This window comes from Pseudomonas sp. GD03842, from assembly GCF_029841165.1.
Classification (GTDB): domain Bacteria; phylum Pseudomonadota; class Gammaproteobacteria; order Pseudomonadales; family Pseudomonadaceae; genus Aquipseudomonas.
Map to the genome: position 1 here is coordinate 130,050 of NZ_JAOCEA010000010.1, position 12,769 is coordinate 142,818.

Annotated in this window: 12 protein-coding genes; 5 read left to right on the plus strand and 7 right to left on the minus strand. The window is 61.4% G+C overall.

Features of this window, described 5'->3' with window-relative positions:
• Positions 1–104 precede the first annotated feature (104 nt).
• On the plus strand, positions 105–1,043 hold the full coding sequence (folE2, locus tag N5D61_RS15775; protein WP_279893468.1) for a GTP cyclohydrolase FolE2: 939 nt from the start codon (positions 105–107) through the stop codon (positions 1,041–1,043).
• A complete protein-coding gene (locus tag N5D61_RS15780; RefSeq protein WP_279893469.1) occupies positions 1,040–2,224 on the plus strand; it encodes a DUF1624 domain-containing protein in 1,185 nt (394 codons plus the stop codon). The genes folE2 and N5D61_RS15780 overlap by 4 nt, the downstream gene beginning before the upstream one ends.
• 42 nt (positions 2,225–2,266) lie before the next feature.
• Here N5D61_RS15780 and N5D61_RS15785 read toward each other — a convergent pair whose 3' ends face one another.
• Positions 2,267–3,409 carry a pyridoxal phosphate-dependent aminotransferase gene (locus tag N5D61_RS15785; protein WP_279893470.1) on the minus strand — a complete coding sequence of 381 codons (1,143 nt, stop codon included), beginning with the start codon at positions 3,407–3,409 and terminating at the stop codon, positions 2,267–2,269.
• Between the two features lie 79 nt (positions 3,410–3,488).
• On the minus strand, positions 3,489–4,646 hold the full coding sequence (locus N5D61_RS15790; RefSeq protein WP_279893471.1) for an aminotransferase class V-fold PLP-dependent enzyme: 1,158 nt from the start codon (positions 4,644–4,646) through the stop codon (positions 3,489–3,491).
• A 206-nt stretch (positions 4,647–4,852) separates the two neighbouring features.
• Between N5D61_RS15790 and N5D61_RS15795 the strand changes: the two genes are divergently transcribed.
• Positions 4,853–5,314: an Lrp/AsnC family transcriptional regulator gene (locus N5D61_RS15795; RefSeq protein ID WP_108240189.1), complete on the plus strand. Its 462-nt coding sequence runs from the start codon at positions 4,853–4,855 to the stop codon at positions 5,312–5,314.
• A gap of 70 nt (positions 5,315–5,384) precedes the next feature.
• Here the strand turns inward: N5D61_RS15795 and pcsA are convergent, their stop codons facing one another.
• On the minus strand, positions 5,385–6,104 hold the full coding sequence (gene pcsA / locus N5D61_RS15800) for a phosphatidylcholine synthase (RefSeq protein WP_279893472.1): 720 nt from the start codon (positions 6,102–6,104) through the stop codon (positions 5,385–5,387).
• Positions 6,105–6,427: 323 nt separating this feature from the next.
• Between pcsA and N5D61_RS15805 the strand changes: the two genes are divergently transcribed.
• Positions 6,428–6,733, plus strand: a complete 306-nt coding sequence (locus N5D61_RS15805) for a hypothetical protein (protein WP_279893536.1) — start codon at positions 6,428–6,430, stop codon at positions 6,731–6,733.
• Positions 6,734–6,816: 83 nt separating this feature from the next.
• Here the strand turns inward: N5D61_RS15805 and N5D61_RS15810 are convergent, their stop codons facing one another.
• Positions 6,817–8,811: a U32 family peptidase gene (locus tag N5D61_RS15810; protein WP_108240191.1), complete on the minus strand. Its 1,995-nt coding sequence runs from the start codon at positions 8,809–8,811 to the stop codon at positions 6,817–6,819.
• 154 nt (positions 8,812–8,965) lie between these two features.
• Positions 8,966–9,346, minus strand: coding sequence for a RidA family protein (locus N5D61_RS15815; protein ID WP_108240192.1), 381 nt, complete (start codon positions 9,344–9,346; stop codon positions 8,966–8,968).
• Between the two features lie 644 nt (positions 9,347–9,990).
• Between N5D61_RS15815 and N5D61_RS15820 the strand changes: the two genes are divergently transcribed.
• A complete protein-coding gene (locus N5D61_RS15820) occupies positions 9,991–10,518 on the plus strand; it encodes a GAF domain-containing protein (protein WP_279893473.1) in 528 nt (175 codons plus the stop codon).
• 98 nt (positions 10,519–10,616) lie between these two features.
• Here N5D61_RS15820 and N5D61_RS15825 read toward each other — a convergent pair whose 3' ends face one another.
• Complete coding sequence (locus tag N5D61_RS15825; RefSeq protein ID WP_108240194.1) at positions 10,617–11,486, minus strand: oxaloacetate decarboxylase; 870 nt, start codon at positions 11,484–11,486, stop codon at positions 10,617–10,619.
• Between the two features lie 312 nt (positions 11,487–11,798).
• Positions 11,799–12,725: a LysR family transcriptional regulator gene (locus tag N5D61_RS15830; protein WP_279893474.1), complete on the minus strand. Its 927-nt coding sequence runs from the start codon at positions 12,723–12,725 to the stop codon at positions 11,799–11,801.
• Positions 12,726–12,769 lie beyond the last annotated feature (44 nt).

Below are 12,769 nucleotides of genomic sequence, written 5' to 3' on the forward strand. Positions count from 1 at the left end.
GCCGAGTCTGGCGATCATGGGAGGGCCAAAACGGATGTGAGTACGGATGCGAAGTGTTATGTTATAACTAAGTTAAACATCATGCTTCGAGCTCGTATTTCCTCATGACCACCTCGCTTCCCGACGTCGCTTCCTCCGAACCGTCCTACACCTCGCTGCCCCTCGATTGGGTCGGTATGCAAGGCATCGACATTCCCTTGAACCTGGACGAACCGGGTATTGCTCACCTGGTGCATGCCTTGGCCGATCTGCAGGTGGACCTGCCTGTCCCGCAGATCAAGGGCATCCACATGTCGCGGCTGTACACCTTACTCGACCGCTTTGCCGAGCATCAGGCGGTCAGCCCGGCAAGTCTCGCCGCGCTACTGGAATTGATGGTGGCCAGCCATGCGGACTGCCATTCGACTCGGGCGCGATTGCGCCTGGCATTCCAGTTGCTGTGCAAACGCCCCGCACTGGTGACGGAGGGCCTGAGTGGCTGGAAGTCCTACCCGGTGACGGTCGATGCGCAGTGGCAGCAGGGCGCTCTGACGTTGGAGGTCAGCGTCGATGTGACGTATTCGTCGACCTGCCCCTGTTCGGCGGCGCTGTCTCGTCAACTCCTGGAACAGGCTTTCGTCGCACAATTCGGTGCGGGCCCCGTGGACAGCGGGCAAGTGGCGCAGTGGATTGGCCAGCACGGCTCATACGCGACGCCCCACAGCCAACGCAGCGTGGCGCGGGTTCAGGTGCCGGTGCATCCGCAGGCAGACCGCCTGGGTTTGCTCCCGCTGATCGAGCTGATCGAAGACGCGCTGGGCACCCCTGTACAAACGGCGGTGAAACGCGCCGATGAGCAAGCCTTCGCGCGGCTCAATGGGCAGCACCTCATGTACGTCGAAGATGCGGTACGTAAGGTGCAACAGGCCTTGATCGGCAAGTTCCCCGTTAGCCACGTCTCGGTCGTTCACCGAGAGAGTCTGCACCCTCACGATGCCGTAGCTTCCTCTTCCATGCGCCCGGTGCGCAACGTTCAACCTGACGCAAAGGGGCGCTGGGCATGACGTCCGTTTCATTACCGCCTGTCGACGCCCCGCTGAACCTGGTGCATCAGGCTCGCTTGCAGTCCATCGACGCGCTGCGTGGGTTGATCATCCTCTTCATGTTGCTGGACCACGTGCGGGAGACGTTTTTTCTACATCATCAGGTGACGGATCCGATGGACGTCACCACCACCAGCGTCGCGCTGTTTCTCAGCCGCACGTTGGCGCATTTCTGTGCGCCGCTGTTCGTTTTTCTGACGGGGCTCTCGGCCTTCCTATACGGAGAACGCCATCGGAGCACGGGTGAGGTGGCGCGCTTTCTGTTCGTTCGTGGACTGGTGTTGGTCGTGCTGGAGTTGACGCTGGTCAATTTCGCCTGGACGTTCGAGCTGCCGCCCTCGGTGATCTACTTGCAGGTGATCTGGGCAATCGGTCTGAGCATGTTGGCGCTGTCGGTGCTGGTGATGCTGCCTCGCGGCTCGGTTGCCATCATTGGCATTGCCATTCTTGCCGGTCACAACCTGCTGGACAGCCTCCACTTCGGCCCGGACAGTTGGATGCACATTCCATGGGCAATCCTGCACGATCGTGGTTGGATCGAGATCACCGAGGGACTGCGTCTGCGCACGTCGTATCCCGTGTTGCCGTGGATCGGTGTCATCGCGGTGGGCTACGCGGCTGGGCCCTGGTTCGCCAGAGGCGTCGCGCCGCAAGTCCGCGAAATCAACCTGATCGCCTGGGGTTTCGGGTTGTTGGCGGCGTTTCTGGTACTGCGCAGCTTCAACGGCTACGGGGAAAAGCCATGGGCCCCAGGGGACACCACGACCCAGACGCTGATGAGCATCTTCAACATCACCAAATACCCCCCGTCGCTGCTATTCATTTGCCTGACCCTAGGGGTGGGCCTGTTGATGCTCGCGTGGCTGGAGCGCGGGAGCGAACGCCGCTGGTTGAAACCGCTGGTCATCTTCGGGGCTGCGCCGATGTTCTTTTACCTGCTGCACCTTTACGTCCTGAAGGTGCTGTACCTGATCGCGGTGGCCATCTGGGGGACGACCCAAGGCCGCTATTTTGGCTTCGACTCGGTGGCGGCGTTGTGGCTGTGCGCAGGAGGGCTGACGGTCGCGCTGTTCCCCGCGGTTCGCTGGTTCGCTGCGCTGAAAGCACGACGTCGGGACATCGCCTGGTTGAAATATTTTTGAAAGGGGGCGCCCGGTGAGCCGGGCGCACGGCAACCCGCAGGACTAACGACGCTGAAGGCTGCGCTCCATGCGTGCCAGGGCTTCCTCGAGCATGGAGCGTGGGCAGCCAAAGTTCAGGCGCACGAACTGGCCACACTCGGCGCCGAATTCCAGACCATCACTGAGTGCGACGCGGGCGTGCTCCAGGAAAAACTGCTGGGGATGCTCGATGTCCAGTGCCGAACAGTCCAGCCAGGCAAGGTAGGTGCTCTGCGGGAGGTTCATGCGAATGCCCGGGAAACGGGTCTGGAGGGCTTGCGCCAGGTAATCGCGATTGTCCTGCAGGTAGGCGTTGACCTGCGCCAGCCAATCGGCACCCAGTCGGTAAGCGGCTTCGGTGGCTTCCAGTCCCAGCGCGTTGACGCTGTCTACCAGGCCCAGGCGACCGTTATTGAAACGTTCTCTAAGGGCCGCGTTCTGCACCACGGCGAACGCCGTTTTCAGCCCGGCGATGTTCCAGGCCTTGCTGGCAGACATCAGGGTGATCGTGCGCTCGGCGATCTCGGCGCTCAGCGATGCGATTGGGGTATGTCGACGCCCGTCGAACAGGATATCGGCATGAATTTCATCGGAGACGATCAGCACGTCCTGCTGCACGCAGGCCTCACCGATGGCGCGCAACTCCTCAGGTTCGAAGACTTTGCCCAGCGGGTTGTGCGGGTTGCTCAGCAGCAAGGCTCGGGAACGAGCCAGGCCACGCTGCAAGGCCTCAAGATCGGTAGGGTATTCGCCGTTGGCATCAGCCCGAAATGGCAGGTCGACGCGCGGCAACTTCCAGTGTGCCGGGGCGTGCAGCAGCGGTGAATAGTTGGGCGTCTGCACCAGCACGCCACCGCCAGCGGGCACCAGAGTGTTCAGCGCCATGTTCACACCTGGCTCGACGCCGGGCAGAAAGACCAGATCCTCAGGCTCGATGACCCAGTCGTAGTGGCGAGCGAGATGGTCCACCAAGGTCTGGCGCAAACTGTCCTGCGCGACGCAATAGCCGAGCAGGGGATGCTCCAGGCGGTTTCTCAGCGCCATCACGATCGGTTCGGCCACCGGGAAATCCATGTCGGCCACCCACATGGGCAACACGTCTTCCGGGTATTGGCTCCACTTCTTGCTGCCGGTGTTCAGGCGCTGGTAAACGCTGTTCAGGTCCATGCCGAAAACGGTCTCGAAAAAAAGAGCCGCGATTGTGCCAGAGACCGTCCGGCAACATCACCCATTTGCTGCGTCCGCCTTACCAGAATGGGCTCGAAGTGCTGTTCAGCCGCTCACTGATCACGGCAATGGCCTTATCCACGTCGGCGACCTCCGTGTAACGGCCCAGGCTCAGTCTCAGGCTGCTGCCGGCCAGCTCTGGCGACAGTCCCATCGCCAGGAGCACGTGGGACGCGCCGCTGTGGGCGGAGTTGCACGCCGAAGTGGAAGACACCGCCAGGTCGCTGGCCAGGCTCAGGGCATTGAAGCCGGGCTTGGCGACGCACAGGTTCAGGGTGTGCGGAATGCGTTGGCGGGCGTCGCCGTTGAGGCTGACCCCAGGCAGTTGCAGCAGCCCCGTGCGCAAGCGATCCGACAGCGCGGCAATCCGCTCGACCTCCGCCTGCATTTCGGCACTGGCCAAGGCATACGCGGCACCCATCCCGACGATCTGGTGCGTGGCCAGGGTCCCGGAACGCAAGCCCTGTTCGTGCCCGCCACCGTGAATCTGGGCGTCCAACATGCCCCGCGCCCGATCCCCCACATACAGTGCACCGATGCCTTTGGGACCGTAGATTTTGTGCGCTGAAAACGACATCAGATCGACCGGCAGCGCGTTCAGGTCTATCGCCACCTTGCCTGCGCCCTGTGCCGCGTCGACGTGAAAGAGTGCGCCGCGCTCACGGACCGACTGCCCGATGGCTGCAATGTCGGTCAACGTGCCCAACTCATTGTTCACCAGCATGAGTGACACGAGAAGCGTGTCGTCCCTCAGCGCCTGGCGGACCGCCTCGGGCTGGATCAGCCCCTGCGCATCGGGGTCGAGCCAAGTGACCGGGAAGCCTGCCAATTCCAGTTGACGCACGGTGTCCACCACCGCCTTGTGTTCGATGCGGCTCGTGATCAGGTGCCGCCGGGCGCCTGTTGCGCGCTGCGCGATCCCTTTGATGGCCAGGTTATTGGACTCGGTGGCCCCGGACGTCCAGATGATGTCGTCGGCCCCGCAGCCAACCAGTTCGGCGACCTGCCGACGGGCGAGCTCTACAGACTGACGCGCCAGGGTCCCATAGGCGTGAGAGTTGGACGCCGGGTTGCCGAAGGTGCCGTCTCGCCCCAGGCAACTGACCATGGCGTGAATGACGCGATCATCGACTGGGGTGGTGGCGGCGTAATCGAAGTAACAAGGAAGTGTGCTCATGGGAGAGAAATCCGCGCTGTCCGTGATGGGGAAAATCTTACGGCGGTCTGGCCGAAAAAAAATTGATTAATCCACGCTGATTGCCCGGCTAGTTAGAATAATTTCCTATTTGTAGGCATGATCTGGGAATATCATTCCGTTTGAGGCGCTTGTCTCGCTTCGGCGGCTCGCGTCTCAGCGCTCACTCCTTCGAGGTTTCTAGGGTCATGGACAAATTCGATCAAGCCATCCTCGGCATCCTGCAGGCCGACTGCACACGCGCTATCGCCGACATCGCTGACAGTGTCGGGCTGGGCAGCACGGCCTGCTGGCGCCGCGTACAAAAACTCGAAGAGCAGGGGATGATCCGGGGGCGCGTCGCGTTGCTCGAGCCCGCGTTGCTGAATGTCGCAGTAACGGTCTTCGCCGCGATACGTACCAACCAGCACAATGCCCAATGGCTGGAACGCTTCCACGACCTCATGGAAACCCTGCCCGAAGTGGTGGAATGCTATCGCATGGCGGGAGATACGGATTACATGTTACGTATCGTCGTGCCGGACATCGCCGGCTACGACGCGGTGTACAAGAAACTGATCCGCCTGGCGGGCATTACCGACATCAGCTCCAGCTTCGCCATGGAGCGGATCAAGTCCACCACCCAATTACCGCTGAGCTACGCCCCGTGAGGCGCGCGGTGAGGCGCATAAAAAACGGCAACCCTGGGTTGCCGTTTTTTGATCCGGGCGGAGCGAGCCGTTAAAAGCGCGCCTTGTCGATCCACTCCATCGATGTGCGCCAGATGCAGATCCCCAGAAAATACGCCGACATCGCCAGCCACAGGCTGAGCACCCATGAGCCGTTGTAGGGGTGATTGAGCACCAACAGAAAGCTGCACAGAAACCACACGGTGGTCACCGCGATATTGATCGGCATGAACCGCCGCACCCGGAAAGGGTGGAGAAACTTCATTCGGGTCACGGTAAGCAGCGCCAGGCAGATGACCGTGATGAACGTCAACCACGGCGCCGGTGAGAGGATGTACACACAGAGCGCGACCACGTTCCACGCCGCCGGGAAGCCTTGAAAGTAGTTGTCCTTGCTCTTCATCTCGGTATTGCAGAAACAGAACAGCGAGGACACCAGAATGATGGAAATGGTCAGCAGCAGCGTGTAATCCGGCAGTGGGATATAGCGGTAGATGAACAGTGCCGGGATGAAGACATAGGTCAGGTAGTCGATGACCAGATCCAGCACCGAGCCGTCGAAGTGCGGCAGCACGGACTGCACATTGACCTTGCGCGCCAGGGAGCCATCCAGCCCGTCCACGATCAGTGCGATGCCCAGCCACAGCAGGCAGGCCTTGGGCTGATTGTCGAACAGGGCGATGGTCGCCAGAAAGGCGAGGACGACGCCAGTGGCCGTGAAACCATGGGCGCCCCATGCTTTGAGCCAGGCAATACGTTGAATCGGGATCATGGACGGTCCTTCTGGAAATGAAGCCAGTCAGGTCGACGTCACCGCAGAGTGCCCTCGACCTGACCACAGGTGCAACTATCGACCGGCTGTGGGTCGATAAGGTTCACGTTAGACCCTTACACGGTAGCAGGCATGGGCCGGTTGGTGGACGGATTTTCTGCCGTCAGGAAGCGTCATCACGCGCACACTTCAAGCGGTCATTGGTCGGGTCGTGGCCAAAGCAGGCGATATGCTGGCCCCTCAGCAGATGCCGAATCGGCAGAATTCCAGCTTCGTCAGTAGGTTAGGCAAGGAACTGCATGCGATTTATCACCGGCTTTCTGATGTTTGCGTTATTGGCAGGTGGCTCAGGTAGCGCTTGGGCCAGGGATTTGAGCAAGCAGGAAAGAGACCTGTGCACGTGGGGGGCCGGCATCGCCGCCACGGCGCAGCAATACAAACTGGCCGGGCTGACGTTGTACGGTGCGCGAAACAAGTTGCAGGCCCGACGGTTTCCCCAACAATGGATGCGGATCAGCGCGCTGGGCATTACCGAACAGACCTACGACAGTCCCTCGCGTCTGCGACCCGAGAGCGTTCGGCAGGTGTATTACGAGGGATGCACTCGCCATGAGCTGGCGCGGCGATAGGCGGGACGGCGCCAACGAGGTCGAAGCGAGCGGGTTTGGCGCCATGGGGCCGTGTGTCCGGCCCCCATGACGCCCAGCTTCTCTCAGTGCGGCGCCCGAGGGATGGTTTTCAGCAGGTCGGCAGGGCTGATATGACCCACGACCGGAGCGCTGCCAGGCTGCGGCAGATTGAGGATGTGCGGCTTCATCTTGCCGATGATGTGCATCTCGCACGGCTTGCAGTCGAATTTCAGCGTCAGGACTTCATCGCCGTGAATCAATTGCATCGGTGCGACCTTGGTGCGCACACCCGTGACACCCTTGGCCTGTTTCGGGCATAGGTTGAACGAGAAGCGCAGGCAGTGTTTGGTGATCATCACCGGCACTTCGCCCGCTTCCTCATGGGCCTCGTAGGCGGCGTCGATCAGCTTCACGCCATGACGGTGATAGAAATCTCGGGCTTTCTGGTTATAGACATTGGCCAGAAACGACAGGTGCGCCTCGGGATACACCGGCGGCGGGCTGGTCTCTGCCTTGCGGCCGCCACGAGGGTGAGCGGCGACACGCGCTTCGGTGAGGGCTTCGATGACTTCGCGGCGCAGGGCCTTGAGTTGCGAGTTCGGAATGAAGAAAGCCTGTGGCGCGTCGAGCTTGACGTCAAGGGCGTGGTACTGGGTGGTGCCGAGCTGGCAGAGCAGGTCACGCAGTTGCTCCAGCGCCTGTTCCGGTTTGTTGGCGACGCCGAACGGGCCGTTCAGGAACACGCTGGCGCGGATACCTTCTTCGCTGATGGCGGTAAGGTCCAGTCGTTGCTCACGCAACTGAACCTGCCATGACAGCCCGACGCGGCGCTCCGCCGACGTTTTCAGCAGCGCCTGCTGCCAATTGTGGTCGAGGTTGCGGTTCAGCGGATGATTGGGGCGGGCCTTGTAGAGGTCGGCTGGCATTTCATTCGGCTCGACGCGATAGCGGTAGCGTTTCTCGCCGTCTTCCTCGAACTCGCCTTTGGGTTCGGCGATGTTCGCGCGAAAGCCCACCACTTCCCGCTTGATCAGCACGTTGAGGCCGTCGCCGTTGGTCAGCGGATCATGGGTGACGACCTGCAGATCACGCTTGCCCACCTTTTCCACGACGCCCACCGGCAGCCCGGTGAAGGTCGGGGTATCGAAGGCGCCGATGTCGATCTTGCGGTCGGTGACGAAGTAATCGGTGCTGCCACGGTGAAACGTCTTTTCCGGATCGGGCAGGAAGAAATGCGCCGTGCGCCCACTGGAGGCGCGAGCCAGGTCCGGGCGGTCTTCGAGGACATCGTCCAGGCGCTGACGGTAATAGGCGGTGATGTTTTTCACATAGCCCATGTCTTTGTAGCGGCCCTCGATCTTGAACGACCGCACCCCGGCTTCGACCAGGGCGCGGATGTTGGCGCTCTGGTTGTTGTCTTTCATCGACAGCAGGTGTTTTTCATAGGCGATCACCCGGCCCTGGTCGTCCTTGAGGGTGTACGGCAAGCGGCAGGCCTGGGAGCAATCGCCGCGGTTGGCGCTACGGCCGGTCTGGGCATGGGAAATGTTGCACTGGCCGGAAAACGCCACGCACAGCGCGCCATGAATGAAGAATTCGATGGCGGCGTCAGTGGCGTCGGCGATGGCGCGGATTTCCGACAAGTTGAGCTCGCGAGCAAGAACCAACTGGGAAAAGCCGGCCTGATCGAGAAATTGGGCGCGTTCCAGGGTGCGGATATCGGTTTGCGTGCTGGCGTGCAGTTCGATGGGAGGAATGTCCAGTTCCATCACACCCAGGTCTTGCACAATCAGGGCGTCGACGCCTGCATCGTAGAGCTCGTGAATGAGCTTGCGCGCCGGCTCCAGTTCCTGGTCGTGCAGGATGGTGTTGATCGTGGTGAACACCCGTGCGTGGTAGCGATGGGCGAATTCGACCAGCCCGGCAATGTCACGGACCTCGTTGGCGGCATTGTGGCGGGCGCCGAAGCTCGGGCCGCCGATGTAAATGGCGTCAGCGCCATGCAGAATGGCCTCGCGTGCGATGTCGACATCGCGGGCAGGGCTGAGCAATTCCAGGTGATGCTTGGGTAGGGACATGGCGTTCTAGTAGGTCTTCACGGTCAAGGCGCGCATTGTAGCGGCGAAACGTGTGACCGGCACCCCTGAGCTGCCCGATGGGCGAAGACTCCCGGTGCAAAAGCAGCCGGTGGGAATCGAAGACCTGCCCGCAGGCCTTCGATCGGTACTGCGTTCAGCGGGTGGCTGCCATGGCCGTCACTTCGACCCGCATGCCTTCGACCGCCAGCGCCGCGACGCCGACCGCTGCCCGCACTGGCCAGGGCTTGGCGAAAAAGCGCTTGTAGACGTCGTTGAATGCGGCGCGATCGGCCATGTCGGTCAGGTAGATGGTCAGGTGCATCACCCGGTCCAGCGAACTGCCTGCACGTTCCAGGGCATCCTTCAGTGCGCGCAGCGTGCATTCGCTTTGCACGGTGATGTCTCCCAGCTCCAGGCTACCGTCCGGGCGGGTAGGTACCTGGGTCGAAACCATGATGCCGCCGAAAGTGGCCACGTCGGAGGAAATGGAGTCTGCGTCGGGATCGGGGGTAAAAACAACGTCTTGAGTGGACATAAGCATCTCTTGCAGGGAAGGGAATCTGCGGCGCGCCCTTGTGGAGCGACACGGCGCCACCATCATACCGAGGTTGGACTGTCCTGCCGACCGACGGGGCGTGCACAGGGCCCGCCTGATTTCCCGCAGTCACTGATCGCACACGCGGATAGCCAAAGGCTTACACGCAGTTCAGCAAAGCGTCCGTTTACAGGGCTCAGCCATCGGAATAGATTGGATCCATCGACTGAGGCGCAGGGAACGCTTCAGAGGTCAGGGACGATCTGCCATTCGCCGGGAACGCTGCCGACAGGACGTTGGAATGGTTTTGATAGAAAAGAACCCGCTTCGGCGGGTTTTTTATTTTTGTCAGGCCTGCGGGCTGCGCTTCTGGGCACACGCGTGGCCTGAAGTATCGAAGGCCAGCTCAGGCGCCATGCCGTGATGTGTGTCGGTGAGGCGTGCAAGGATTTCAGCGTTGCCGCGGCGTCGATCGGCCCCTGCCTCGTCACTGGCAGCGTCCTGACAATCAGCGGGTCCAGCCCCCTCCGGTTCGGGAAAGCGCTGCGTCGGAAAACCTCATTGCGGCCCCTGTGACCTTCTGATATACCGGCTCCGTAGCTGTTAAGACATCGAGACAGCGTGATGGGATCGAGGTCCTCAACGTGAACAAACCGTCAAATTCCCAGCTCTCGGTGGAGGAGCTCAATGCTATCGCCGAGATCGAGGCGACCACCAATATCTTGAAGCTGATCGTGCGCCTGACCGGCCTGCGGTTCGCCGCAATCGTGAAGTTCTGCGAAAACGACTGGGTCGCCTGCAGCGTCAACGACGAAATTTGCCTGGGTATCAAGGATAGGGAAAACTTCCCCCTTGAATATTCAATGTGCAGCAACCTGCTGGCGGACCCTTCCAACCTGGTAGTGGGTTGCGTCAGCCAAAGCCCGGCTCACAAAGGCAATGTGGCCTCTCAGCGCTATGGTTTCGAGAGCTCGATCTCGATACCCATCTTTCTTCGCGACAACAGCCTGTTCGGCTCGCTCTGCGTGCTCGATCCAGAAGCCAACCGGCTGGAAGAGCGCGAGGCGATCGATGTGTTGGTGATTTTTGCGAAGCTGGTGGGCAGTATCTTCCAGTGGCACTACGACCATTCCAACGTCCATCGGCATGCCGAAGCGGACATGGTCGTCTAAACCCGCTTGCACAGACCGCCTGAGGGTGGTCTGTGCCTTCCCACGTGCCGCAACGTCAAAGCGCGACGGGCTCAACGCCCATCACTTGGCCGCTCGGCTTACTCTTTAACGTCCATGAACTCCCTGGCCCAGTTCACATAGCTCTCGGGGAGTGTGTACGTGTGCGTCAGCTCGGTGGCGCTGAGGTTCTCCGTGCTGTGGGTCACTTTGCGCTGGGCGCGCAGGCTGTCATACGTGGCTTTGATCGCCGCGAAATAGGCGCCGTGCCCGGCCACCACGACGCGTACGCCCAGCTTCGCCAGCCGCGCGTAATCACGCAGGTCGGGGTTGCCGTAGGTCACCAGCATCAGCGGAACGGTGAGCTTCTCGGAAATCTGCTCCAAGTGCTCGAAATCCTTGATGCCCACCATGCAGATGCCGTCCGCTCCCGCCTTTTCGTAAGCCTGGGTGCGCTCGATGATGTGCTCGACCGACAGCACGCCCGCGTTGGTGCGGGCAATGATCGACAATTCCGGGTCGACGCGCGCCTCAAGCGCGGCCTTGACCTTGCCGATCCCTTCCTCGATGGAAATCAGGTCAGTGGATTTGCGCCCGAATTGTGCGGGCAGCAGCGTGTCTTCGATGGTCAGCGCTGCGACACCGGCCCGTTCCAGCTCTTCGACGGTGCGCATGACATTCAGTGCATTGCCGTAGCCGTGGTCGGCGTCGGCGATGAAGGGCAACTGGGCGACCCGTCCGATACGGGTGGCCTGCTCGACGAATTCGCTGAGGGTGATCAGGGCGAAATCCGGCGCGGCCAGCACCTGCAGTGAGGCCACGGAGCCGCCCAGAATGCCGACTTCAAACCCAAGGTCAGCCGCAATGCGTGCGGACATCGGGTCGAACACGGAGGCGGTTTCGACGCACGCGTCGGCAGTGAGCAATTCGCGGAATTTACGGCGCAGAGCGGTGTGGGACATTCTGGACATGCTGTTTCCTGAGATGGGTCGTCATCGAGACTGACGATCTACGCCTTTCATTAAAGCGGCGAGACTAACATGCGGAATATTCCGAAGTTATGTCGTTTTGGCATGCCCCATGCGCCAAGTACATAAAGCGCGCTGGGTGCTATCCCGTTGAGCAGCGCCCGCCTTGGTCGCACTAAAAATGTGCAAGACGGCCGGCATTTTGATGGAAATTCGACAACCTCAATACCCTCCAGGCATGCCCATGATCGGTGAAGCCAGGCCCGACCGCGAGCCATTCGGCAAGACGCGGGCAGCTCGAGTCCCCCCGAGGTTTCAGGACTGCACGCGTGGCCATCGCCACTGCGGCTCGGACAGGTGCAACGCGAAAAAATCCGACAGCGCTCTGATCTTCGCTGGCCGACTGCGGGCCGAAGGCGTGACGAAATACAGACCTCCGCGGGCCATGCTCCAGTCGGGCAGCAGCACCTCAAGCCGACCGTCCGCGAGGTATTCACTGGCGATGAATTCCGGCATTTCAGCAATTGCCAGCCCCTCCAGCAACACCGGTATCAGCGCGTCGGAATTGGTGACCCGCAGCGGGCCAGTGGGCATGACGTCTTCCTCCGAGCCATCGGTGTGGGTAAAGCGCCAGACCTGGCTACGCGCGCGGTAGGCATAGCTCAGGCAGGTACGGCTGGCAAGCTCCCGGGGATGGGAAGGATGGCCGTGCTCCGCGAGGTAACCGGGCGAAGCCACGGCAAGCTGGCGGACCGCGCACAGGCGGCGAGCGACGAGCGAGGAGTCAGGCATCACGGCAATTCGGAGCGCGGCATCGAACCCGTCGGCGATCAGGTCTACCGAAGCGTCGGACAGGTGCAGATCCACCGTGATTTCAGGGTACTGACGCAAGAGCTTTGGCAACAGGGGCGCGACCCAGCGCAGGCCGAAGGCCATCGGCACGGCAAGGCGCACCTGCCCGCGAGGTTGGACGGACAGATCCTGCGCCTCGCTTTCCAGTTCTTCGGCCTGGCAGTAAATGTCACTGGCCTTCGCCGCCATGCTCGATCCGAATTCGGTCAGCGCCAATTGGCGTGAGGTGCGGTTGAACAATCGTCCGCCCAGCCGCTCCTCAAGCCGGGCCACGGCGCGGGACACCGTGGGCACCGAGACACCCATCACCCGGGCAGCGGCGGCGAACGAGCCTTCTTCCGCTACTTTGGCAAACATCGCCAGGCCTTCGAAATCGGGAAGTCTGCTCATCTCAGTTCTGCAAGGGGGAGTTGCACGAGATTCTATTTTGCAAG

Bases quoted from the DNA above. Each gene is read 5' to 3' on its own strand.
- folE2 (WP_279893468.1), top strand. From the start codon at position 105: ATGACCACCTCGCTTCCCGACGTCGCTTCCTCCGAACCGTCCTACACC.
- N5D61_RS15780 (WP_279893469.1), top strand. From the start codon at position 1,040: ATGACGTCCGTTTCATTACCGCCTGTCGACGCCCCGCTGAACCTGGTG.
- N5D61_RS15785 (WP_279893470.1), bottom strand. From the start codon at position 3,409: ATGGACCTGAACAGCGTTTACCAGCGCCTGAACACCGGCAGCAAGAAG.
- N5D61_RS15790 (WP_279893471.1), bottom strand. From the start codon at position 4,646: ATGAGCACACTTCCTTGTTACTTCGATTACGCCGCCACCACCCCAGTC.
- N5D61_RS15795 (WP_108240189.1), top strand. From the start codon at position 4,853: ATGGACAAATTCGATCAAGCCATCCTCGGCATCCTGCAGGCCGACTGC.
- pcsA (WP_279893472.1), bottom strand. From the start codon at position 6,104: ATGATCCCGATTCAACGTATTGCCTGGCTCAAAGCATGGGGCGCCCAT.
- N5D61_RS15805 (WP_279893536.1), top strand. From the start codon at position 6,428: ATGTTTGCGTTATTGGCAGGTGGCTCAGGTAGCGCTTGGGCCAGGGAT.
- N5D61_RS15810 (WP_108240191.1), bottom strand. From the start codon at position 8,811: ATGTCCCTACCCAAGCATCACCTGGAATTGCTCAGCCCTGCCCGCGAT.
- N5D61_RS15815 (WP_108240192.1), bottom strand. From the start codon at position 9,346: ATGTCCACTCAAGACGTTGTTTTTACCCCCGATCCCGACGCAGACTCC.
- N5D61_RS15825 (WP_108240194.1), bottom strand. From the start codon at position 11,486: ATGTCCAGAATGTCCCACACCGCTCTGCGCCGTAAATTCCGCGAATTG.
- N5D61_RS15830 (WP_279893474.1), bottom strand. From the start codon at position 12,725: ATGAGCAGACTTCCCGATTTCGAAGGCCTGGCGATGTTTGCCAAAGTA.